Source organism: Acaryochloris sp. CCMEE 5410 (assembly GCF_000238775.2).
In the GTDB taxonomy this organism is placed as follows: Bacteria; Cyanobacteriota; Cyanobacteriia; order Thermosynechococcales; family Thermosynechococcaceae; genus Acaryochloris.
The window spans coordinates 2,181,610-2,205,037 of record NZ_AFEJ02000001.1 but is presented as its reverse complement, the minus strand read 5'-3'; the positions used below and the strand labels follow the sequence as shown (position 1 = coordinate 2,205,037).

At 47.5% G+C, this 23,428-nt stretch carries 20 protein-coding genes and 3 pseudogenes; 10 read left to right on the top strand and 13 right to left on the bottom strand.

Annotated elements, in window-relative coordinates:
- Positions 1 to 165: 165 nt before the first annotated feature.
- Positions 166 to 2,055, top strand: coding sequence for a two-component system sensor histidine kinase NblS (gene nblS, locus ON05_RS09880; protein ID WP_010480545.1), 1,890 nt, complete (start codon positions 166 to 168; stop codon positions 2,053 to 2,055).
- A 5-nt stretch (positions 2,056 to 2,060) separates the two neighbouring features.
- Here the strand turns inward: nblS and ON05_RS09875 are convergent, their stop codons facing one another.
- From ON05_RS09875 to phoU, 3 genes are all read right to left on the bottom strand, one after another.
- Entirely contained in the window at positions 2,061 to 2,651 is a 591-nt protein-coding gene (locus tag ON05_RS09875) for a phycobiliprotein lyase (protein WP_010480546.1), read from the bottom strand.
- A gap of 50 nt (positions 2,652 to 2,701) precedes the next feature.
- Entirely contained in the window at positions 2,702 to 5,008 is a 2,307-nt protein-coding gene (locus ON05_RS09870; protein ID WP_010480547.1) for a ribonuclease R family protein, read from the bottom strand.
- A 485-nt stretch (positions 5,009 to 5,493) separates the two neighbouring features.
- Positions 5,494 to 6,165: a phosphate signaling complex protein PhoU gene (gene phoU, locus ON05_RS09865; protein ID WP_010480548.1), complete on the bottom strand. Its 672-nt coding sequence runs from the start codon at positions 6,163 to 6,165 to the stop codon at positions 5,494 to 5,496.
- Between the two features lie 416 nt (positions 6,166 to 6,581).
- Here phoU and ON05_RS09860 point away from each other — a divergent pair, with 416 nt between their 5' ends.
- Positions 6,582 to 7,265, top strand: coding sequence for a hypothetical protein (locus ON05_RS09860; protein WP_010480549.1), 684 nt, complete (start codon positions 6,582 to 6,584; stop codon positions 7,263 to 7,265).
- A gap of 195 nt (positions 7,266 to 7,460) precedes the next feature.
- On the top strand, positions 7,461 to 8,090 hold the full coding sequence (locus tag ON05_RS09855; RefSeq protein WP_236619164.1) for a CPP1-like family protein: 630 nt from the start codon (positions 7,461 to 7,463) through the stop codon (positions 8,088 to 8,090).
- Between the two features lie 177 nt (positions 8,091 to 8,267).
- Here the strand turns inward: ON05_RS09855 and ON05_RS09850 are convergent, their stop codons facing one another.
- The 4 genes from ON05_RS09850 to ON05_RS09835 form a co-directional block, all read right to left on the bottom strand.
- Positions 8,268 to 9,209: a glycosyltransferase family 2 protein gene (locus tag ON05_RS09850; protein ID WP_010480551.1), complete on the bottom strand. Its 942-nt coding sequence runs from the start codon at positions 9,207 to 9,209 to the stop codon at positions 8,268 to 8,270.
- Between the two features lie 49 nt (positions 9,210 to 9,258).
- A complete protein-coding gene (locus tag ON05_RS09845; RefSeq protein WP_010480554.1) occupies positions 9,259 to 10,029 on the bottom strand; it encodes a hypothetical protein in 771 nt (256 codons plus the stop codon).
- A gap of 71 nt (positions 10,030 to 10,100) precedes the next feature.
- A complete protein-coding gene (locus ON05_RS09840; protein WP_010480556.1) occupies positions 10,101 to 10,757 on the bottom strand; it encodes a Coq4 family protein in 657 nt (218 codons plus the stop codon).
- Between the two features lie 43 nt (positions 10,758 to 10,800).
- Positions 10,801 to 11,097, bottom strand: coding sequence for a YiaA/YiaB family inner membrane protein (locus tag ON05_RS09835; RefSeq protein ID WP_012164538.1), 297 nt, complete (start codon positions 11,095 to 11,097; stop codon positions 10,801 to 10,803).
- 140 nt (positions 11,098 to 11,237) lie between these two features.
- On the opposite strand from ON05_RS09835, the gene ON05_RS09830 reads away from it, so the two are divergent.
- The 4 genes from ON05_RS09830 (at position 11,238) to ON05_RS09815 (ending at position 15,393) form a co-directional block, all read left to right on the top strand.
- Complete coding sequence (locus tag ON05_RS09830) at positions 11,238 to 12,260, top strand: hypothetical protein (protein ID WP_010480560.1); 1,023 nt, start codon at positions 11,238 to 11,240, stop codon at positions 12,258 to 12,260.
- 215 nt (positions 12,261 to 12,475) lie between these two features.
- Entirely contained in the window at positions 12,476 to 12,820 is a 345-nt protein-coding gene (locus ON05_RS09825) for a PadR family transcriptional regulator (protein WP_010480561.1), read from the top strand.
- A 49-nt stretch (positions 12,821 to 12,869) separates the two neighbouring features.
- Positions 12,870 to 14,324 carry a hypothetical protein gene (locus tag ON05_RS09820; RefSeq protein ID WP_262561509.1) on the top strand — a complete coding sequence of 485 codons (1,455 nt, stop codon included), beginning with the start codon at positions 12,870 to 12,872 and terminating at the stop codon, positions 14,322 to 14,324.
- Between the two features lie 103 nt (positions 14,325 to 14,427).
- Complete coding sequence (locus tag ON05_RS09815) at positions 14,428 to 15,393, top strand: hypothetical protein (protein WP_262561508.1); 966 nt, start codon at positions 14,428 to 14,430, stop codon at positions 15,391 to 15,393.
- 308 nt (positions 15,394 to 15,701) lie between these two features.
- On the opposite strand, the gene ON05_RS09810 is transcribed toward ON05_RS09815, so the two are convergent.
- The gene (locus tag ON05_RS09810) at positions 15,702 to 16,790 is read right to left on the bottom strand and encodes an ISAs1 family transposase (RefSeq protein WP_262561506.1); all 1,089 of its coding nucleotides are present in this window, start codon (positions 16,788 to 16,790) and stop codon (positions 15,702 to 15,704) included.
- Between the two features lie 549 nt (positions 16,791 to 17,339).
- Between ON05_RS09810 and ON05_RS09805 the strand changes: the two genes are divergently transcribed.
- Positions 17,340 to 18,560, top strand: a complete 1,221-nt coding sequence (locus ON05_RS09805; RefSeq protein WP_010482483.1) for a CAP domain-containing protein — start codon at positions 17,340 to 17,342, stop codon at positions 18,558 to 18,560.
- A gap of 43 nt (positions 18,561 to 18,603) precedes the next feature.
- Positions 18,604 to 19,693, top strand: a pseudogene (locus ON05_RS09800) (ISKra4-like element ISAcas2 family transposase).
- A gap of 391 nt (positions 19,694 to 20,084) precedes the next feature.
- Here ON05_RS09800 and ON05_RS09795 read toward each other — a convergent pair.
- From ON05_RS09795 to ON05_RS09780, 5 genes and pseudogenes are all read right to left on the bottom strand, one after another.
- Positions 20,085 to 20,189 (bottom strand): annotated as a pseudogene (locus ON05_RS09795) (IS982 family transposase); the annotation flags it as partial.
- A gap of 5 nt (positions 20,190 to 20,194) precedes the next feature.
- A pseudogene (locus tag ON05_RS38470) lies at positions 20,195 to 20,353 on the bottom strand (VOC family protein); the annotation flags it as partial.
- A 95-nt stretch (positions 20,354 to 20,448) separates the two neighbouring features.
- The gene (locus tag ON05_RS09790) at positions 20,449 to 21,309 is read right to left on the bottom strand and encodes a HEAT repeat domain-containing protein (RefSeq protein WP_010480215.1); all 861 of its coding nucleotides are present in this window, start codon (positions 21,307 to 21,309) and stop codon (positions 20,449 to 20,451) included.
- Positions 21,310 to 21,480: 171 nt separating this feature from the next.
- Complete coding sequence (locus tag ON05_RS09785) at positions 21,481 to 22,125, bottom strand: class I SAM-dependent methyltransferase (RefSeq protein WP_010480217.1); 645 nt, start codon at positions 22,123 to 22,125, stop codon at positions 21,481 to 21,483.
- Positions 22,126 to 22,206: 81 nt separating this feature from the next.
- Positions 22,207 to 22,605, bottom strand: coding sequence for a nuclear transport factor 2 family protein (locus ON05_RS09780; RefSeq protein WP_029315689.1), 399 nt, complete (start codon positions 22,603 to 22,605; stop codon positions 22,207 to 22,209).
- Between the two features lie 580 nt (positions 22,606 to 23,185).
- Between ON05_RS09780 and ON05_RS09775 the strand changes: the two genes are divergently transcribed.
- On the top strand, positions 23,186 to 23,422 hold the full coding sequence (locus ON05_RS09775; RefSeq protein WP_139026131.1) for a hypothetical protein: 237 nt from the start codon (positions 23,186 to 23,188) through the stop codon (positions 23,420 to 23,422).
- Positions 23,423 to 23,428: the final 6 nt, after the last annotated feature.

The window sequence follows — 23,428 nt, the reverse complement described above, 5'->3', positions numbered from 1 at the left end:
GAAGATCATGCCAAAATAAAATACATGGGATCATCATTCCAATCGCACAAACATAGGAATGAATACCCTCCACATGAACGCTCTGAGGAATGTGCCTTAATTGTTTAAGTCCATTTAGGTTCTGTTTTGATTCAGCTCTTGTTTGAAAGATTCAGAAAAATTATTGTGAGTTGGTGGGCCGACTCCAATATCCAAACTCGGCTTATGGTCGCTGCAACCCTTGTGGTGTCTTTGCTGATGAGTTCCCTGACATTTTGGGCTGTGAATAGCATTCAGCAAGATGCTCGCCTGCAGGACAATCGATTTGGCCGGGACTTAGGGTTACTTTTATCATCCAATGTAGCTCCGTTGGTAGCAGACCATAATTATGGAGATTTGGCCAAACTATCGCGGGAGTTTTATAGCCGCACCTCTAGCATTCGCTACATGATCTATGCTGATGAAGAAGGCAGTATCTATTACGGCATCCCCTATTCTGAAACCCAGGTCAATAGTTCCTTGACCTTGCGGCGGTTGATGCAATTGCCAGAGAACTTTATCCCGACTGCTGGATCGGTGATGGTGCGGGAGCATTCAACCCCTGACGGTGAAGTGACGGATGTATTTGTTCCTCTATTGCAGGATGAACAATACTTGGGCGTGTTGGCCATTGGCATCAATCCCAACCCCACGGCAGTGACTTCCTCCCATTTAACTCGCGATGTCACCATTGCTGTGTTTATCACCATTTGGGTGATGGTAATCCTGGGGGCCGTGTTTAATGCCCTGATTATTACCAACCCCATTAAAGAGTTGGTGGTGGGGGTAAAAACCATCGCCTCCGGTAACTTCAAAAAACGCGTTGACCTCCCGTTTGGCGGAGAATTGGGGGAACTTATTCTCAGTTTTAACGATATGGCGGAACGGCTAGAGCGCTATCAGGAGCAAAATATTGAGGAGCTGACGGCCCAGAAAGCCAAGCTAGAAACCCTAGTCTCAACCATTGCCGATGGAGCGGTGCTCCTGGATACAGATTTAGCAGTGATTTTGGCGAACCCTACAGCTCGCCGCTTATTTAACTGGGATAGCGAAGTCGTCAGCAAAAATGTCCTCAACCATTTACCAGAGCCTGTACAAATTGAGTTGACCCGTCCCCTCTATCAAAGCGCAGCGGGGCAAGAAGGCAGTGAATTTCGAATTACCCTGACTGGACCCACCCCCCGAACGGTACGTATCTTGCTGACAACCGTTCTGGATCAGCAACGGGAGAAGGTCAAAGGAATCGCCATGACGGTTCAGGACATTACTCGAGAAGTGGAGCTAAACGAAGCCAAGAGCCAATTTATTAGCAATATCTCCCATGAGCTGAGAACGCCTTTATTCAATATCAAATCCTTTATCGAAACCCTCCATGACTACGGCGATGACTTAAGTGCCGAAGATCGCCAAGAGTTTTTGGATACGGCGAATCGTGAAACGGATCGCTTGACTCGCCTCGTGAATGATGTGCTCGATCTATCGCGATTGGAGTCGGGCAAGCAATATCGCTTTGAAGCGGTTGATTTACTACAACCCGTAGAGCAAACCCTGAGAACCTATCAGCTGACGGCCCGAGATCAAGGGATCGAGCTCAGCTACGATATCACAACCAATCTCTCGCCCATTTGGGGCAATTATGATTTGCTCCTGCAAGTCCTCACCAACCTCATTGGCAATGCCTTGAAATTTACGCTTAAGGGTGGAAAGGTGATGATTCGGGCTTATCCCCTAGCGGAACATACCAATCAAGTACGAGTAGAGGTTGCGGATACGGGAATTGGGATTGAGCCGGATGATCAAGCCGCTATTTTCGATCGGTTTTATCGGGTTGAGAATCGCGTCCATACCTTGGAAGGTACAGGCTTAGGACTCTCGATTGTCAGAAATATCCTGGACAAGCACCATGCAAGCGTCAATTTAATCAGTGAGTCAGGGGTCGGTACGACCTTCTGGTTTGACCTCAACGTCTATCGTGATGACCTAGCCAAGAATGCGGCAGATGAAGCAGACTCTTTGGAAATTCCGGCCCAAGCCTAGGTCAATTACCACCCTAACCAAGAAGGGGTGGAGAGAAGCTGAGGAGCCTCTGAAGAGGTGACCACGCCATCGCTGACTAACTTTGATTCTGCGCAAAAAGAGGTGGTGTTAAATCCACCAAAGCTTTTGACCGTCGTGGTGCGCAATCGCAAGTTGGGATTGGCAAACCAAAACCGCTCTTGAGAACTCATGGTGTCATATTCGGTGGTTAAAACGAGGCCATTTTGCGCATCCACCTGATACTGACCCACGACGGGAACGCTCTCAGCATAACCCCGCTCCCGCAATAACTGACCGGCGTTATCACTACCTTCATGGGGGACTAAAACAAATACCGTTGACCCCCGATGAGGGTCGTCCTCCTCTTGATCCCAGGCCATTGCACCTCGCCACTGTACAAAACACCCGCCGATGGCTAGGTGGGGCTGGGCATTATGTAACTGGCAGATTTCAATGACTTTGGGATCATCCGGGGCTAAGACCTGGACCTCGATTTCCGTATTTCCCGACTCAGACCGGCGGAGGAGCAAATGGTGAGTAATGCGATGGGACCGCCACCGGCCTTCGCTGAGTTGGAAAAATTCTAGGGCATTCATGTTAGCGCTTGTTCAATCGAGGGGAGGGCATTCGGTCAATCCGTGGAGAGCTATTCCTCTTCCGTCTCGTCGGGGAGATCGCTCTCATCTTTACCATTCACTTTGATGGGCGCTTCGGTCACTTCATCTTCAGGCGCTTCGCTACCGCCACCAACAACAATTAAGTCGATTTGTTGGCGATAGTAATCAACGCTTTTGACCTCAACATCCACGCGATCTCCCAACCGGTACTGACAGCGATTCTTGCGCCCCACTAAGGTTTGTTGGCGAGACCGATATTCATACCAATCGTCTTTGAGGGAGCTAACATGCACTAACCCTTCGACCATTAGGGTTTCGATGCGAACAAAGAACCCATAGGACTGAATTCCGGTGATAATACCCTGTAATACTTCTCCCGTGTGGGTTTGCATTTGCTTGGTCTTTTGCAGCCCCGTTAGATCTTGGCAGGCTTGACGGGCAAGGTCGGCTTGCTCATTCAATTGGGGAATCGCGTCCGTAATTAAGGCTTCTAAGTGCCGCTGGGTCTCCGGGGGCAGGACATTCCAGCTAATTTGTCCATGGCAATCGCTATGGCGCAAGTTCACTTTCTCCTTGGCCCGAGAGGTGCGTCGATCGCGTCCTTCCGTAAAGACCGCATGTAAAATGCGCTGATTGAGTAAATCGCCGTATCGATTGAGGGGAGAGGTGAAATGGCCATAGTTGTTGACTAGGGCTAAGCCAAAATGTGGCCCTGACACCGCACTGTACTGGACGGGCTTAAGGGTGGATTGCAGCAGCTCAAATAGGATGGCTGAGCGTTCTGAGGTCTGAAACGTCTGGCTAAAGGTTTGGAAATCCTGGGGCTGCACCGTATCTTCCTGCTGCAAACCGAGAGAGAGTTGGATATTGTCAGCCAGCTTGAGCAGATCTTGGAGATCTTGGGCATCGGGTGGAGCTTGGATTTGATAGACCCCTGGAATGGCCAATGCCTGCAGATGGGAAAGAACCAGGTGATTGGCGAGAACTAACAAATCCGCAATGATGCTGTGCGTTTGGGTGGGGGACGCTAAGATAACGGCTCCTAAATCCCCTTCGTCACCCATGATTTGGGGAGGAACGGTGGACAGCAACAGATCAAAGCCACCGCGATCATAGCGTTGCTTTTTCAGGGCCTCACTGACCGTCTGAAACAGCTGCATGGCATCTGCAAGGGACTTATCTTTGTGGTCTCCATCCAGAATGTCTTGTACTTGCTCATAGGACAAGTGTTGATCGACATGAATCACAGAAGGCTGAATTTCAAATTCTAGAACCTCCCCTTCGCTATCCAAGGTGATCAAGATGGAAAAAGTGAGATGATCTTTGCCTGCGGTGAGGGCACCAATGCGCTCAATGCAGGTCTCTGGGAAGAGGGGCAGTGCCGTATCCCCCAGGAACATAGCGGCCCCCCGTTGGCTGGCCTGACGTTCGATGGAGGAGTCTGGGTCTAGGTAGTAAACTAAGTCGGTGACATGAACGCCCACTCGCCATTTGTTGCCTTTTAATTTTTCGACGGAAAAGGCATGGTCGAGTTGGGTGGGATTGGGGTTGCGATCGCAAATCGTAAACGTGGGCACCTTCAGCAGATTCACCCGCTTCTTCTGATCGGCTTTGCGCAGCTTTTTCGGCAGAGCTTCAGCCTCGGCTAAAACATCTTCAGGAAAAGAGCGAGGCAAATCGTACTTACAAAAGACAAGCTCTGTATCAGCCGCCGATTGGGCATCACTCCCTAGAACTTGCGTGACCCGGCCGAGGGGAGACAGCTGCCCTAAGGGGTAGCGCACAATCTCCACATGCACGAGCTGATCAATCGCCGCTTCCAAGTCCGGACCATCCGTTTCTGGATGGAGGGCGAGTTCAAATAAAAGGCGATCATCGAGAGGGACGGCTCGATATTCCCCTGCTTCTGTTTTTTTGACCCTGGCAATGACGGACGGGTTGGAGCGCTCCAGAATAAGTCGGACTTCGCCTTCGGGACTACGGCGACGGCGACCTTCCTTAGTGACTTTAACCAGAACCCGATCACCATTCCAGGCTGTATTCAGCTGGCTCTCTCGAATATAAATATCTTCCGTATCGTCTTGATCTTGGATAGCGAAGCAAAAGCCTTTACTGGAGCAGCGGAGCTTGCCCTCAACAACCCCTTCTTCTGGGAGACGCTTATATTTACCGCGCTCTTTGGTGAGGATACCGACTTTTTCTAGGGCCTCTAAGGTGATTTGCAATTGTCTGATGCCATCAGCAGCCTGGCAATCTAATTTCTTTTCTAAAGCTTTTGGAGCGAGTAACTTATCATCTGCAAAGTTGTTCAGCAGAGTACTAATCGAAAATTCCATGCAACTTTTAGTCCTTCATTGTGGCTAGGGCCAGGCTCCAACTCAGTGCCAATCTTGTTGATCGTTCTCACCATAATGCCAGGAGCATCTGTTCTCCTAGAGGGAATAGCTTGACAAGATTGAGCATGATTCAAACCGCTTAGGTCACCAACACTCATACCCATCAAAAAAAATCTCAGCTCATGGTCCTTTAAGCAATGGTCTAGCAAACTTAAGGAGTTAGAGAATGCCGTTTAGAAAAGGATTAGGTTTTGTAATGGACCTTGATCCATTTTTTGCGATCGCAGCATTGACTCTGAGACGTTGACGGAACTGCAGCAAAACAGTTAGAGCATCGAGTGCTTGAGTATGAAAACCTGAAGCGCCCTATGAACATTGTATGCTTTATTGATCGTTCCTCACAGGGGAACAACTGTCAAACGAAATTTGTCAATGGGTTCCTAATACCAATTTCCGATTTTTCAAGGTTGGGAGACGGCCGAGCCTTATCGCTTTCCAGTCACAATAAATGCAACCCTTTGTCCAATATTAGTGGCATGATCGGCCATCCGTTCTAAAGAGCGAATCACTAACATCGACAACAGTAAAGGTTCCGTGGGGCCAGAAATAGATTGGCTAGCGAGGACATCGTATAAATTGTCGTAGCAATCGTCTACAGCATCATCTTCCACTTTGACTTGGAGGCCAACTTCCGCATCTAGCTGGGTTAAAGCGGACAAACTCATGGCCAACATACTTTGGCAGAGTTCTGACATATGCTCGATTTCAGGCATGTAGGAGGCGACTGGATAGGGAAACAGCTTCACCGCCACCTCACCAATATCTTCGGCATAATCCCCAATCCGCTCTAGGTCACGAATCAGCTGCATCAGCGTACCAATCAACCTTAAATCACTGGCCACCGGAGATTGCAACGCAATTAACTGCAGACACTGCACTTCAATCTGTTTATAAAACCGATCAATCTTCTTATCCTGCTTGGCGAGGGTATCCACCACCGATAAATTGCGGTTAAACAGAGCGGTATGGGCAAAACGACAGGACTGCTCAACCAATGCCCCCATGCGTAAGACATCACCTTGAATAGTTTGGACTTGCCGCTCAAACTGACTGCGAATAGGTTTTGTCACTTTGGGCAAAGGCGATTGGATTAACATTTCTTTATTATTTACTGATGTCGACTGTTTATAACGATTTTGTGATTTAAATTGATTGTTTTAAGTTACCCCGTTTCTAAAAATCAGCATTCAATTAGGGCTGGCTTTTAGAAAGCAGATAATTATGACAATTGACAAGCTGCTTTTAATTAATTTCTAAGAGTATGGAAAATCAATGGCTATATCCATAAAAGGCCAGGTTAAAGGTGGTGACTCCATCCATCCTCTGAATGGATCTCCAATACTGAGGTAATGGGTAACCCAATATGAAGTCTAAGCAAAATCTGCATATTTTTTAGTAGTTCAAAACACACTCTGGTAATCCCTACTGGCTTGTCTGAATCTACTGAGACGCAATTTTGCGGTTCATGTTAACGTTATGCTCGTCAGTCGAGATGATTGCTGGGAGGCAGTTGATGTACTCGCAGTTCCGGTCACAATATCCGACAGGGAGTCTCACCTCTGAGTTACTGAAGGCCGAACCAGACCACTACATTGTTCGTGCCTTGATTCAAGTGGGAGGTACAACCTTAGCAACAGGACTGTCCTCAGCCTCGACGGTTGAAGAGGCAGAAGACCATGCCCGGACTCGAGCATTAGTGGTTTTGGGCATCGAAGCAGCAACCTTTGAAACCCAGGCTCATTTAATGGGGGAACAGGATCAGGCACGTTTACAGCCAGCATCCTTATCGGAAGACTTGCAGGCCATCGCCAACCGGGCCCTTGATGCGGCACCGGAGTGGGATGATCCCAGCTTGCAAATGCAAGATATGCCAGCTCCAGACTTTGTAGAAGAAGAAGCGCCCCCTCGGCGAGGGGCCAGTCGGCGACAGAAACCAAAGGCAACCACTTCAAAACGCAAAGCCTCTCGATCCCCCTCGGTCGATACAGCAGCCCTAGACTCCCCCCTCGATTTGTCAGATATTATTGCCCAAACGGATGTGGAACTGAAGCGTTTAGGATGGACCAGCACCCAAGGACGACAACATTTGCAACAAACCTATAACAAGCGTTCCCGTCAACATTTGACCGATCAGGAACTGCTGGAATTCCTAGATTTTTTGCAATCTCAAGCCAATATCGATGAGGCTCCCTTCTAACCTGAAATGTTAAGTTTTTGCATCAGATTCCCAGATTTTACCCCTGGAGTTAGAAGAGAATCTGAAAGTTGTGTGCAAGAGTAAATTAAGCATATTAGGGTGTAAAGGTGAATCTATTATTGTTAGATTCTTATGAGAGCGTTTTTTAACGTTCCCGATATAACCCAGAATGTGAGTCGGCAAGAGTTTAGGGCAATGGAAGAAAAACGCATGAGCGAGCAAAATCCTTATGAAATCCTGGAAGTTGCTGAAAACGCATCTTTTGAAGATATCCAAAATGCCCGAGATCGCATCATTGCACAGAACCAAGAAGACGAGAAATGTCGGCAAACCGTAGAAGCGGCCTATGATTCTGTACTGATGGACCGCTTGCGTAAGCGGCAAGAAGGCAAAATCAAGGTCCCTGAAGGCATCCGATTTGCCGAACGCTTGGCGGAGAAAAAGCCTCCAAAGCTCAGCATGCCCCAACTGAATCCGTCACCCAACTGGCTGCAGCAGTCCATCGATCAGCCCGACATGCAGGAAATTACCATTGTCGGCGCTTGCTATACGACCCTGGCTGGGATTGCCCTGTTGTCCCAATCCGTTGATACCCTGGCATTTCTGTTGGCCCTTGGGGTTGGTTTTAGTCTGTACTGGCTGAATCGTAAAGAGCAAAAACTAGGGCGGGCGTTACTGTTGACCTTGGCTGCGATTGGAGTGGGAGCCTTGATTGGTTCTGCCCTTTTGCAAACCGGTTTACAAACCGATCCGGTCCAACCTCAAGCTATTTTGAGTTGTGTGCTCTTCGTGATGCTGTGGCTGGTGGATAGCTTCCTCAGATAGCAGATGCTCAACAATAACCAGCACCATTAGATAGGTGAGGGCTACCTAATGGTCATTATGCTCGTTTTGATTGACTTGATCATCCGGGCAGGAAGGCTAGGTGTTACATCATCTGTTAGGGCGATAGGCTGCCCTGCTGGCTCATGGGTGAAGGCTAACGGAGTCTTGAAACGGTCATCAGTTTTGACTATCAAGATCTGTTTCTCTGTGCTGAGTATAGGCGCGGCGAGTGCTTTGCACCTGATACCAGTTCAGGAAGATACGGGCGATGCCTAGGGCAATTTGTGGGTGATGGTGGCGGATCAAAAATTGTAGGAGTGGGTTGAGGGACTGTTCGTTTAAGTGGCCTTGTAAGGTCAATACCCCCCAGAGTAAACGATGCCAAATAGTGAGTTGGACCATCATCTTGACGGTCAGGGTGGAGTGTTTGCGGTAAAACTGAGCGCCCATTCGCCCCCGCTGTTGTTCCTGTTCGATTAACTGAGGCAGCTGATCGAGACTAAAAGGGGGATGCCAGTGATACCCGACTGCGTTGGGTGCTTTGATCAGTTTGAGGCCGAGCTGTTGGAGCCGCACGCCTAACTCTAAATCTTCCCAGCCATATTGCTGAAAACTGGAATCAAAGCCTCCTGCCTGTTCCAGCCACTGACGACCAATAGCAACATTCCCGGTGGCAAAGTAGGCGGCTGAATAGTCTGACAGTTTGTAGGGGGTAGCGGTTGGATCCGAGAAGTTGCAAGTTTGAATGACACGGCCATAGGTGAACAGTCGATCATGTCCCAACCGCTGCTGTGCCGCCTGGATTGCCTCAGCATGGGATTGTAGGAAGGACTCGGTGACCACTAAATCACTATCGATAAACACGATGGTATCGCCTTGGGCTTTTTGCAGTCCGAGATTACGGGCAGCAGCTGGGCCTTGGTGAACCTGGCAGCAATGCTGTAGTTGGGGAAATGCCTGAGCCTGCAACCAAGAAACGGTGTCGTCGGTAGAGCCATCATCCACCACAACCACTTCATAGGTATGAGGAGCGGTTAAAGACTGCTGGGAGAGGGCTGCCAAACATTTTTGCAAGATCGGCAGACGATTATAGGTGGGGATAATAACGCTAAAAAACAAGCTGTGACAGTTGAGGCGACTGGTGTTTAGGATAGCTTACGGGGCTAGATTAGGCCGTTTTAACAAAGCGGATCAGCTCCCGGACTTGATTGAGGAATTGAGCATCTTCGCTCAGGCTTGCGATCGCACTCTCCGTATCCCTCGCTAACTGCTGATGTTCCACCTGATTATTGACCTTGAGGGTTTCCAGGGCCGTCATCATTCGATTGAGATCCTGACGGATAGACTCCCATTGCCGCTGCTGCTCACTAATCCAGGCGGTTGGATCGTCCAGATTAAGCCGTTGCACTAAACTTTCGATCTGTTTTTCCTGCAGGGCGATGCGGCCCCGCAACTCCAACACATCTTCCCGAGGATATTTGCACTGGCGTTGAATCATGGATAGGCGGCGGGCGAGAAAAGCGTAAGCTCTGATGCTAGGACGTAGCACAGCCAAAAGGAGAGCCGCTAGGGAACCCAAATAGCCAATGGCGCTAATGTGCCACCAGGCTAAGGCAAAGAGACCGATGGCAGAGACCCCATGCAAGGCTAAAGCAACCCATAAACTTCGACGACCAACCATCACGGCATATTGGCGTTGCTCTGGATCAATGGGAATGCCTTTTTCTAGGGAAAGATTGATTTCCGCCACCACTTCGCGGGCCTGAAAATGGACATTCCAGGGGACGGTGGTAATGGTCACCAGCCACCCAAAGATGGCGAACCCTATAATCCAATCCACGAAATGAATGGTGGCGATATCTACCCAACTAACGGCGCCATATCCAGCCAGAATAATCAAAACGAGAAAGGCGAACAGCCCGAAAGCGATATATTTCATAGTCTTGCGCTCCTTAAATCTTGATGTAATCCCTCAGGCAGTCCAGGGCTGGTGTTGGACTGCCTCAGATTTCAGCCGGTGAAGCCCAGCTCTTGTTGCCATTGCTGCAGCGGCTTCTCCCATTGCGCTTCCCACTTTTGGGATAGCAGCGGTTGAGTTCGAAGTCCTAGCTGATATCCCTGGGAAATGGTTGGCAGTAGGGTGGCCAGGGCATCAGGGGTTTTTAGCAGGGCCTTGAGTAAGCCAAAGGTGAGCAGGACCAGAGCCATGGGGCGGCGAGTTTGAGCCAGTTCAAAGGCTTTCAGGCCCAGTTCCCCCGCCACATCAGTGCCGAATCCGGTGATCAGATGCCAAATATCGTGGGTTTGGCGGAGTCGGAGGAGGATGTAGCTGGCATCGTCTCGAACTGCGATCGCACGGTAAAATTCCGGGTCAAATCCTGCTTCCGTCAACGAGGCAGCATAGCAATAGCCCAGGGAGTCTTGGGGATACTGCAACAGCGTCTCTAGATCGGGGGAAGGGGCTATATAACGGTCTTGCACCAACTCGGCGGTACTAGCATCAGCCTTAATAAAGTCCACCGCTAAATTCATGGCTTGGCTACCGTAGAGCCCGTCTTCAATGTCATAGACAGACTGGGTATTGCTGGGATTGCGCAGGAGGGAAATAACGCCCTTACCAATACTGAAGACATTGCGGGACGTCGTGAGGGGGTGAGACAGAAGCATATTGAAAGTCCTGTAGTAGTGTTGATTTGAATGAGATAAGAGGCTAAACCACTTTGTTGAAGGGGTCATGCTCGGCTAATAGCTTTTCCAACTTGGCTTCATCCAGACGGCTGAGCACCCGCTTCGACTCTTCCACGTCGCGGATAGTCTTGGACAAGCTGATGGTGGAGCCGATGGAGAATAAGGTGCCCATGCCCAAGTAGCCCTTCATCCAAGGGTTAACGGGCATATAGACAATACCGATGGCGGTAGCGGCAATAGAAACAGTAAAAGAAATCCAGGTTTGAGCAATCCAAGCACTGGTGTGAACTGTGGGGGTGGTGATTTGTTTGTCGCTCATGATGGCCTCCGTTGGGCTTGATTTGATTAATTGCATTCTGGCTTCTGCGCTGGTGAGGCCACAATGACTGCACCGTAGAGCTTTGAAGCAATATCAGGGCCAAGAACTATACTGAAGTAGGGTGAAGTGAGGTGAAGTCCTTGAATACTGAAGATCTAGATCAGTGGTGGCCCCCTGAACAACAACAGCAAACCGTGGAGAAATTGATTCAGCGAGTCGGTCTGACACGGGTGCGGGCTGAGAGCTTTGTCCGCCTCTGGATTTATGCCCTAGTGCAGGAGCAACTGGCGGACCAACCCCGTTTGCGGCCTCCCCTGAAAGATTTGGTCTTGCCCACTCAAAAAGTCATTTGTACCCATCGACAAGCGGCAGACTTGTTTTACTTTGATAAGGACCAAGGGAGCGATCGCGCTGCTGGGATGATGCTGGATAAGCTTGCAGCCCTCGGTTTGGTCCAAAAGCAGTTTGATGGCAATACTACCTGGATCGAAATTCAGCCGATGCCAGAAGGGTGGGATACCTCAGAAGAAACCGTCGAGCTAAAAACTGATGATTTTGACCCTCGCTGTGATGCGATTCCAGTGGCGAACTTGCTGGCCCGGAACTACAACTGGATGAACCAAAACTCGGAAACGGCACCACACCGAATTATGTTGAGACTTCGGCAATGGGCCAAGCAGTATGGAACCGGGATGAGGGTGTTGCGGCAGGTGAATACCCTGAATCCAGTGGGCTTTTATTTGCTATACCCAACGGATAGTGAATCTGATATCAATTTCTTTTCAGCACCCAGTAAGGGTCTGCATTTGAGTACCCTGACGGAGGTCGATCCATTCCAAATGGCAACGCCGGGCGATTCAAACTGTGTGTCGGTGTATGTGCGCAGCTGGATGATTGACCCGCTTTATTGGGACCACTATCAAATCCCGTTTCTAATCGATACCCAAGAAACCTTGCGGCGCATGCAACAGGATTTTCCAAATCTCTGTGACCTACATACCTTAGTCATTCACCCCCTATACGAAAAGATGGGGGTGATGTTGGGTTTTCAAAAGACAAGTCTAGATTCGACGAGTTCGATGTATTGGATGTACCGACCATTGGATCGGTTTTTAGCTTTGGATTTGCAGAGTCTACAAAACCATCCGGATACGAGTAAATAGAACTCTCAATCTCTTATACAGAAAAGCTTTTACTCTTTCTTTTTATTGAAGCTGGGTGCAGTTAAGCTGGCGCTGCTTGCTGGTTGATGCCAAATTTGGGTGACTTTATAGGAGGACTTGCCACCAACTTCTGAGAAATGTGTTAGAGTAACGCCAACTACTATAAAAATATATAATAGTTGAAAAAAATAGATTTCGAGTGATCGAAGAAACTAATGGCACAAAAGCGCAAAGATAAACCGCAAACAGAAAAGCCTGTGCGATTGTCTGCAATCGATGAAGATATCCTCACGGTTCTTTTGGGGCGAGAGTTCTATGGCTTAGAGATTTTGGATGAACTGAATCAGGGCAGGCCGATCACGCTAAGTTTCGGTAGTTTATATCCAGCTCTAAACCGTCTGGAGAAGAAGGGCTTAATCTCCTGGCGATGGGGGGATGAGGTGGATGACTCTGGTGGTGCTCGTCGCAAGTATTACAAGGTTACAGGGGTGGGGGCCAATACCCTCAGTGGAATCCAGCAATATCGGTTAAGGTTGGCTCAGCGATCGGGTCAGGGATAGCTTGTCTAGGGGTGGTTTGAACATGAAAAACATATGTGAACAGAGAAAGATGCTTAGGAGATTCTGGTTAAAGCGAGGGTTGTTAACTGCTGGGGGAGTTATTGCGCTTAGCTGTTCCGTTCTTCGCATATATGCGTTTCAGAATCAGTGGAAGCAACATTCTACATATCAAGAGCAAATTGAACGTCAGGAAGAGCTATCGCGACTTTCTTCACGCTTTCAAGAACTTAGAATTAAAGGATTGCTAGAAGAGGTTAATCTTGGGGATTATCAGCATATACAGGAGATATTTCAGCAAGCGCTCCAGCAAGTAGAAAAAATTGATGACCCAAGTTCCAAATCCGATGCCCTGAGCGCGATTGCAGCTGCCTATGGTCAAATCAATGACCCCAAACTCGTCCATGAAGGGTTGAAAAATACCCTAACCGTCGCCGAAAAAATTGATGACCCATATTCCAAACCCTCTACCCTGAGCGCGATTGCAGCCGCCTATGGTCAAATCAATGACCCCAAACTCGCCCATGAAGGCTTGAAAAATACCCTAACCGTCACCGAAAAAATTCATGACTCATATTCCAAATCCTCTACCCTGAGTGTGATTGCAGCCGCCTATGGTCAAATCAATGACCCCAAACTCGCCCAGGAAGGATTAAAACATACCCTAACCGTCACCGAAAAAATTCATGACTCATATTCCAAATTCTCTACCCTGAGCGCGATTGCAGCCGCCTATGGTCAAATCAATGACCCCAAACTCGCCCAGGAAGGATTAAAACATACCCTAACCGTCACCGAAAAAATTGATAACCCGTCTTCTAAATCCGATGTCCTGAGAGCGATTGCAGCCGCCTATGGTCAAATCAATGACCCCAAACTCGCCCATGAAGGCTTGAAAAATGCCCTAACCGTCGCCGAAAAAATTGATGACTCAAGTTCTCAATCCTATTCCCTGAGAGCGATTGCAGCCGCCTATGGTCAAATCAATGACCCCAAACTCGCCCAGGAAGGATTAAAAAATACCCTAACCGTCACCGAAAAAATTGATGACCCAAGTATCAAATCCGATGCCCTGAGAGCGATTGCAGCCGCCTATGGTCAAATCAATAACCCCAAACTCGCCCAGGAAAGATTGAAAAATGCTCTAACCGTCGCCGAAAAAATTGACAACCCAAGTTCCCAATCCGATGCCCTGAGAGCGATTGCAGCCGACTATGGTCAAATCAATGACCTCAAACTCGCCCAGGAAGGATTAAAAAATGCCCTAGCCGTCGCTGAAAAAATTGACAACCCAAGTTCCCAATCCGATGCCCTGAGAGCGATTGCAGCCGCCTATGGTCAAATCAATGACCCCAAACTCGCCCAGAAAGTCTTGAAAAATGCTCTAACCGTCGCCGAAAAAATTGACAACCCAAGTTCCCAATCCTATGCCCTGAGAGCGATTGCAGCCGCCTATGGTCAAATCAATGACCCCAAACTCGCCCAGAAAGTCTTGAAAATGCTCTAACCGTCGCCGAAAAATTGACAACCCAAGTTCCCAATCCTATGCCCTGAGTGCGATTGCAGCCGCCTATGGTCAAATCAATGACCTCAAACTCGCCCAGAAAGTCTTGAAAAATGCTCTAACCGTCGCCGAAAAGATTGATAACCCAAGTTCCCAAACCTCTGCCCTGAGCATGATTGCAGACACCTATGGTCAAATCAATGACCCCAAACTCGCCCAGGAAGGATTAAAAAATGCCCTAGCCGTCGCTGAAAAAATTGATAACCCAAGTTACAAATCCTCTTCCCTGAGAGCGATTGCAGCCGCCTATGGTCAAATCAATGACCCGAAACTCGCCCAGGAAGGCTTGAAAAATGCCCTAGCCGTCGCCGAAAAGATTGATAACCTGTATTCCAAATCCGATGCCCTAAGAGAGATTACAGCCGCCTATGGTCAAATCAATGACCCGAAACTCGCCCATGAAGGCTTGAAAAATGCCCTAACCGTCGCCGAAAAAATTGATAACCCAAGTATCAAATCCGATGCCCTAAGAGAGATTACAGCCGCATTTGCTCAAATCAATGACCCGAAACTCGCCCAGGAAGGCTTGAAAAATGCCCTAACCGTTGCCGAAAAAATTGATAACCCAAGTTACAAATCCTATGCTCTGAGAGAGGTTGCAGCCGCATTTGCTCAAATCAATGACCCCAAAATTGCACAGGCGATTCTGCAGCAAACACGCCAAAAATTAGAAATCATTGTTGCTTCCCGCATCACAACAACACATCTGCAATGGGAATTGATCTATCTACTCATCCCGACCGTTTCAGCAGGTATCTTCTTACTTGTTCTTCTCAAATCCCGTAGTCCACTCAATATCTCATTAACAGGACAACTTATTGTTGTTTTCCCAGAAGAGTATGTAGCAAATCTAGTTCTGCTCAAAAAACGAATGAAAAGTGAGCAAAGACCCAGTTGGTATATCCAACTGCGTATGGTGCAGGAAGTATTGGAATTAATTTTAGCTAACTATATCCAGATTCCTTTAGATAATCTAGGACTGCCATCCATAAGGCGAAAAATCGACAAATAGAAACACCTGAAGACTCTCATAATGCTTGAAATAGGAATTACTAGTAATATTCAATGAAAAGCCAAACGAAGAAGCCAGCATTTAGCTTGCAAATTAGTGTGTCAGAAGAATCGACTCGCTGGTTGATAGGCAGTCTGATTGCCATTACTCCTAGATCAAGTATTGTGTAGATTACTCAATCTCCTCCCAGCTCAGTAAACCCTTTCTTCCTGCAACCGCAAGCACAACAAACTCAGCAATAGGGATCGTGTCTTATTTCCATAAAACAGCTTTAAGCGTTTGATACTAGGGACCAAGCCAGGGCTGTTTTAAGTTAGCAGCGAAAAAATAATATCGACCCGATTAGCCAGCTTAGTCATCGCGGTTTTGAGGGATTGATAGTCGTTTAGCCGCAGGATATTAATCCCAATAGTTCTAAGCACTGACCAATTGAGCAGTGCTTGTTCATCTTCGAGTCGATAATCATCTTCGCCAAAAACAACATCCTTCGGCCAATGCAACCGATTTTCAATGCCCCAATGTTCTCGGACCAGAGATTGCCAATGCTGGGGTGAGGTGGCAGCTGAACTGATGTAATAGGCCGTATTGTGATACTCCTTTCCTTTGCGAGTGCCCCATCGTTGGACACAAAGCACAGAGCGAATTGCCTCCCATTCTTGTAGGGCTATGCCGACAGGCTCATAAACCTGTATACACCGATGTTCATCTCGTCCTCTACTTTGGGCGGAGTGGATGTGCTCAGCCATGGGTTTAAGACACTCAAAGTAAGTCTGGAGGTGGTCGTAAAGTCTTCCCTGATTGGATTTGACCGCCACAAGATAGTCGTTACCCGAGGCCACAATCTTCTCAAGTGTTTTTTGGGCGTGTAAGGCATCCATGGTAATCAGCAAGCCATCGAGTTGAAGGGTTTCCAACAGTGCCTGGACGACTTTGATTTCGCTATTATCCTCCTGAGTGAGGGCTTCGAGCTTGAGGGTGATGCCTGCTTCCACCGCAAATAAACTCACCAACCCTACAAAACGCTGCTTCCCCTTGGCATCTGTCAGCCCCTGACGAATCCGTTTGCCATCAATGGAGGCTGCATAATTATCGGGAGAGTGAGTCTGGGCTTTCGAGAGCATCCATGCTTCAAATTGGTGGCTCAACGCTTGGAAGTCAAGACCCTTCATCACTCGACGAAAGGTACAGTGAGACGGAACTTCGAGGCTCTCAAGCCCCAATAGCTCACTTAAAGGCTGGCGATAATCGCTCGTAAAGGTTTCTAAGGGGCGATATCCCTGGTATCCAGCAAGCATACCCATCACCATCAACAGCAACAGCAGCCATAACGGATGAGTACGGCCACGGGCACTGCGGAAATCAGGGACTTGCTTCAATGTATCAATTAGATGGCTCATCGGTCTCTCTACTGTTGGTCAGTAGAACCATCCTATTTTTTCTAGGAGGAACGTAAAACAACCCTGGGTTGGGTCCTATTAGTTCAGATCTGAATCCTATTGATTTTTGCTCTATTGATATCAGGATATTTATAAGTTGTGTCAGATATCCAAGAAGATTGAGTTTTTATTGAGATATACTATTTTAACAGCCTAGCGAATATCGATACTTTACCTTCAGTAAATTAAAAACAGAATATTTTTTTGATTAGATCTATCCTAGATTTCAGTAAACACACAATTTTAATACTGGGAAGCACTTCAAATATCATATTTTCATCTAAGTCTAATGTTATATTCAGCCTGTAAATCCTCTAAATACTTAATTCAACAGAAGATTGCATCCATTGCCTCAGCAATATTTTTTAATCAAAAAAATATAATAAACCAATATAAATTATTTATTTTATACAGAAAAAAGCGTATTTAAAAGTTAATTAAATTCGTGTTTCACCGCATCTTCACATAGTAGTAATAGTTTGTCAATGTTGACTAATTAAACAGAACAACATGGCGATCTTAAATCGAGACAAATTTGACCAGAAGATTTTGAGTCTGGTTAATCAGGAACGATCTAAAGCCGGGTTGAATACCTTATCTTTAAGTCAGAAATTAGATCAAGCAGCGGATGGGCACTCTACCCGCATGGCGACGGGTGATTTCTTCAGTCATACCGATCCGCAAACAGGAACGAGTGCAGGAGATCGGATTGAGGCTGCTGGATATACAGGATGGTCTACATGGGGTGAAAATATTGCTGCAGGGCAGACTACGCCTGAAGCTGTCTTTCAAGGATGGATGCGCAGTTCAGGACATCGAGCGAATATCCTCAACTCCAGCTTTACCCATATGGGGCTGGGGTACCACGCTTTGAATAACGATAAGGGAAGCGTAAATTATTCTCATTATTGGACCCAAGTCTTTGGTGCGGGCGCTAATCCAGGCAACTATGTTGCGCAAACAGATAGTCAAACCAATCCTCCGTCAAACAGCCGACCTTCTACAAATACTGCTACCGCAGGCAATGATTTACTAAATGGGACGAATAAGCCTGACAACATAGCAGGTTTGGCAGGAAATGACACGATTAAAGGTGCGAATGGGGCTGATACTTTATCTGGAGGGAACGGTTCCGATTCTATCTACGGTCAAGCCGGAAATGATCTCCTCAATGGCGGGGAGGGAAATGATCGGCTGAAAGGGGAATTAGGCAACGATCTGATTAGAGGGGGCAACGGAAACGATTATTTAGAAGGAGGAGCAGGCAAGGATCGGCTGTTTGGAGAGATTGGCAAGGATCGGCTTCGAGGTGGAAGTAATCGAGACACGCTCGATGGTGCTCAAGGTAATGATTCTCTTTATGGCGATGGTGATAATGATCTGCTGCTCGGTAGAGATGGTAATGATCGGCTATATGGAGGCTCTGGTCGCGACAAATTGGTCGGCCATAAAGGGAATGACACAATGTTTGGCGGCCTGGGCAATGACTCCCTTTATGGAGGCAATGGTCGTGATGTCTTGACTGGTATAGCAACCAATTCAAGTACTTCTAAATCTCAGATAGATAAACTCAAGGGCGGCCCTGGTGGGGATTTGTATATTCTAGGCAACCAATCTCAATCGTTTTATGATGACGGCAGAAATAATACCCTTGGTAAGGGAGATTACGCCCATATTGAGGGATTTAAGGTTGCTGAAGGGGATCGCATCGGGAGCGTGTCACTTCTTTGAGAGGAAAATGATAATTGATCTTAGATGATCCCTCTTATTGACTATGACACCAGAAGAAGAACAAGAATTCAATGCTTGCGTCACACGCATTTCAGAACTGCTGTATCAAGACTCCCAATCCCAGTCTCTGCCCATGAATACTTTGGCAGAGATTGAATGCACCGTTCGGACTCAACTGCAAACTCATGTGTCGCCTCAAATGGGTCTTTTTTTATCGACCAAGTTAGCCCGCCAGATGTCGGAGAATATCGACGGACCTTAAAAAGCATTCTGGGCAAACTCAACCTCACTCGGACCCAAGCAACAGCCCTCAAGGTCAAGCCCAACAGTCAGTTAAGCCCCTACTTAGAGATGTGCGCCCTGCGTATTAGTGCCAATGTTTCCTATGCCCATGCATCAGAGGATCTAGCAGTTTTAACGGGTATCACAGTCAGCTCCAAAACGCAGCAGCGTCTCGTTCATCGTCAAACCTTCAGTCCACCCTCTTTGACGCAAGGAGTCACTCAGCTCAGCTTAGATGGGGGCAATATTCGGTTGATTACTCCAAAAGGGGAACCCTGCCACTGGCGTGGTTATAAAGCAGTTCGCATCAATGGCGATAGGGTTGGCTTGGCCTACTATCAAGACCATACTTCCCTCTGCCTGGCGGTGAACCGCTTCAGATTTGCTGCAAGGGTTTACTGTCTTGGGGATGGTCATGTTGGGATTTGGAAGCTTTACCGACAGATGAGACTGCCAACTCAACAGGAGCAGATCCTAGACTGGTTCCACTTGATGGAGAATTTACATAAAGTCGGTGGGTCACTCAAACGGCTGCAGCAAGCTGAAACCTTTTGTGGAGAGGGAAGATTGATGAGGCCATCGATTTGTTCTGTGGTTTGAGCAAACCTCAGGCTAAACGGTTCTGTCAGTATTTGCGAGACCACCGAGAGCGGATTCCCAACTATGGTTACTATCAAGCTGAGGGAATACCCATTGGCTCTGGTGCCGTTGAGTCGCTTGTTAAGCAAATTGACCGAAGGACAAAGATTTCAGGTGCGCAATGGCAAGAAAAACATATCCCCAAAGTCCTAGCTCATCGCTGTGCCTATCTCAATCGACAACTTGACTCTATTTTTCTCCTGAAAAAGTGACACGCTCCCATCGCATCCTTTTGCATGGGTTTGCCAGTGAGTATAGTTTGGGTTCATCACCAACAGGCACTCCTTCTGGACAGGCTATTTTCCTTAAAACACCTGGCACTGATGAACTTATTGCGGTTGTCAGTGGATCAAGTAACCTGAATTTGAGCGGGTCAGGCTTTAATTACACTTCATGAAGTGAAGCCATTGAATAAGGAATCAAGCTTGATAGCAAACTAAGCGTCAAGCTTGATTGTTGACACCTTCTGCGACTAGACACCCCAATTTGGGTTAATAAGCCATCAAGGTGTTGGTATCGTAGTCCATCTAACCTGAGTTCGGTTTAAGCGGCTGGGAGTAAATACTCAGCAATGGATAGAGAAGGCTTCTTGGGTTGGTGGCACTAAGCAATCAGTCCACAGACCATATTGACAAAGAAGTTGACGGGACTACGATGTCTGGAATGTTCGATTTGTGAAATATTCTTGAACTGATCAATAATCGTCTGGCGGTGGGATTTTCGAATAACATCAGTTTGAGAGGCGGGTTTGAGATCGCAAAGTTGGTATACCCAGGTCGGCGCTTTGCTGGTTAAGTGGCAAATAGTTTGCTGTAAAAATGAGTAGCCGCTTCCAGGTCTTGGACATTAAGGGCGAGTTGGATGCGAGACATTGTTTGATCTCCAGGGCTAACTGCTTGATGGCTTCACTTTTATAGACGGGACCATTCTGTCAAAGACGCATCCGTTCCCTGGATAGACCGATCGATCACTTTTTCTTGCGTTTTTTGTTCTTGGGCTTCACAGCCCCAAACCCCGTCGTTTTCTTCCCTGACTTTTTCCGGTTCTGGGATAAAGCACCTTTGCTAAAGTCGGGTAATTTGCTCTGTTCCCGTGCCAACTCAGTGGTCATATTTGCCAATCGACGGATTTGCTCCATCCACTCTGGTTCCTGATGCTGAAGTTCTTCTGGAGAAAAGTCTGCTTCTGTTGCCAGTCCTAACGCAATCTGCACTTTTGCCCAACTGCCACAAAACATTTCGTCCATGGGACCTTCCTTGTAAGCCCGTTCAATCACACTGACGGCTCCAGTCGCTTTTAAGTTGATTAACTCGACAACTAAACTTCCATTCGTCTCCGCTGCTTGTTCCTTATGACGAGCTAGCGCTGTCGTTAATTCATCAATGCATTCTTGGCGATAATCAGGGTTTAGTTGAGCAATTTTGGTGAGTCCTGAAGCGGCCGTAGAGATCCCCAGCCAAGGACGTTCCCCCTCAGCTAGATAACCCGAGAGTATGGGAATACAGGTTGGGCCTATTTTTCCCAAGATCGTGGGCAACTCTTCTCTTAAAAAGTCATACTCACTATCAAAGAGAGTCAACAGTGCTTGAATCGCTTTCTCGGTTTTGAGTTGACCTAGTGCACGACAAGCATGCATGGGGGAGTAGCCCTCTCCCTCATCATCCCAGTTCAAGTCTTCTTCAGCAGCGAGCCGACTGAGTTCAGGGATATGAACGTCTGTAAATCCAAAGTTTTGGAGATAATCAATAGCCTCGGGGCTATTTAAATCTTCTGGATATCCTAGAGTGAGGAGTTGGGCTACAGGATCTTGGTACGCAGGGATAGGCATAGCTTCAATGATAGAAAGCGTGTCAATAGTAGCGTAGACTCAGTTGGCTTTGAATGCCAGTGCGACCTCATAAACATACCCCGATCTGCTGAGCACGTCACGGCTAAGGGGTGTTCTCCTGCCACTGCTCGTTCCGAAAATTGTTATCCACTGTGTCATGCGTTTCTTTGTCTAAGCTGCTTTGGTTGCCACAATAAATGCGACCTTTCCCGAGCCGAGCTGCCAGGTGAACTCACTGGGTTGCCAGGGTTGTTCAACCTCAAAGCCCGCATCCGTCAAACTTTGCTCCAACTCTTGGACCGAAAAGACTCTGACCAGTGGAAATAGCCGCAGAAATTTGCCAATGGGGGCAATCACCTTCAGCCAATCCATCGTCCCTCCTAGGCACACCGTACTCGTAATAAACCGTCCCCCCGGTTTGAGTATGTTATGGACCTTAGCAATTTCGGCTTCCTTATCTTTCAGCAAATGCAAAACGTTGAGTCCCAGCACCACATCAATACTTTGATCAGGGAGGCTCAACTCGTCAATGCTGGCTTGCTCAAAGGTGACGTTTTGGATGTTCTGGGCCTCGGCTTTGGACCGGGCGATTTTTATCATGTTTGCTGAAAAATCAATCGCCCGAATATGCTTCACATGGGACGCATGAATCAAAGCAGTAGAGCCGGTGCCACAGCCAAACTCTAAGACCTCCATATCTGGCTGCAGATACTTTTGCGTCACTTCTAGCTTTTTTTCGTAAGTGGCCTGATCGGCAATGTGCTGCTTGGCATAGCTATCAGCAACTTTGTCCCAAAACTGCATCGACTGAGTCATAAGCATCTCCTTGGTTATTCGATGAGAACGCGGTTCGGTGGCTACGAGTCGGAATGGGGAACGATGGAATATCTGGCTGAGTTAAGCAACTTGTGGAAGCGGGGAGTTCTTTGTATACACCGATGGGATATCCCAGGCTTCAGCAATACAGCCATTGACCATTCGCCACACCACAACAGCGTCTAGCTCGATGGGTTGCCCGTTCAACATCATCCGATCTTTGACATGGGTAACGATCAGCTCATCGCCCACTGCCGTAACGGAGATGGGTTCAACCTGAAAGGTTCCTGCCGTCAGCTTCTCCAACGTTTCAAAGAAGGCTTGCAGGCCCGCCAACCCCACATAGTCCCCCTCAATATCGGGGAGGTGGGGATTGAAAAAATGCCAAACAAAACCAGGGGCAAACAGCATTGGATCTGCAGCCAGGTTACTTGGGTCTAATCGTCTAAATATAGAGATATTGGGGTGCTCCCGCCTCATATTTCATCTCCCATCTGAATTTGATCAAGGATTGAACGCTGATGTCGTAGCATTGCAAAAACGATGGTGCAACACGCAACGCACTCTAAGATCCTAGTGTTTTTAACTCGGTTTTATCAAGCTGGCAATACTATTAGAAATAATGCCTGTACAAACTAATAGCTTTCCTATTTTTACCTGCCATCCCCTATAAAATAATTTGATTCATGACCTAAGGATATCAATAGGTTGACTCAACAGAATATGGCTGGGTAGGATAGCTGATTTGCCTCCTAAAGTTTCTCTGTGTATGGGTTTTAGCAAAATTCTTGCTTTGGGAAATAAGTTTGGATTATCTAGCTAAAGTCCTCTTTGAATATAGAGTTACGAGAGCTGATCTGACCTCATAAACTGTAGAAGAATTATCGAAGTGTATTAGTTAAAAATTCCGCAGAATTTTTTAAAACTTAACTGAACTTTGTTCGTTTTTTGAGGTCATTCTTAAGTCCAATCGCACCGTCAACATTCACAAGATATCTGCTCTCTATTCCGCTCTCATTGGCATCACTGATCTGCCCTGAACATAGAAACGAGACTAGTGGTGCTAGATGCCGCTCTTACTGTCGATACCCTTGATAAGCGCATGCCTAACCGTATCCCTTGGCTGGCCGTTAAAGCCAGCATTCATCTATCACTGATTGTGTTCTTTTTGTACTTGCTGAGTTTGAGTATGATGCGCAGGCGACTCAAGCCTGCTGTAGAGAGACCGTCTATCCAACCGGTGACTGAGACGGTCTCAAAATGTGGCCAGGATAAAAGACGTATTATCGCCTTTTGACGTTCT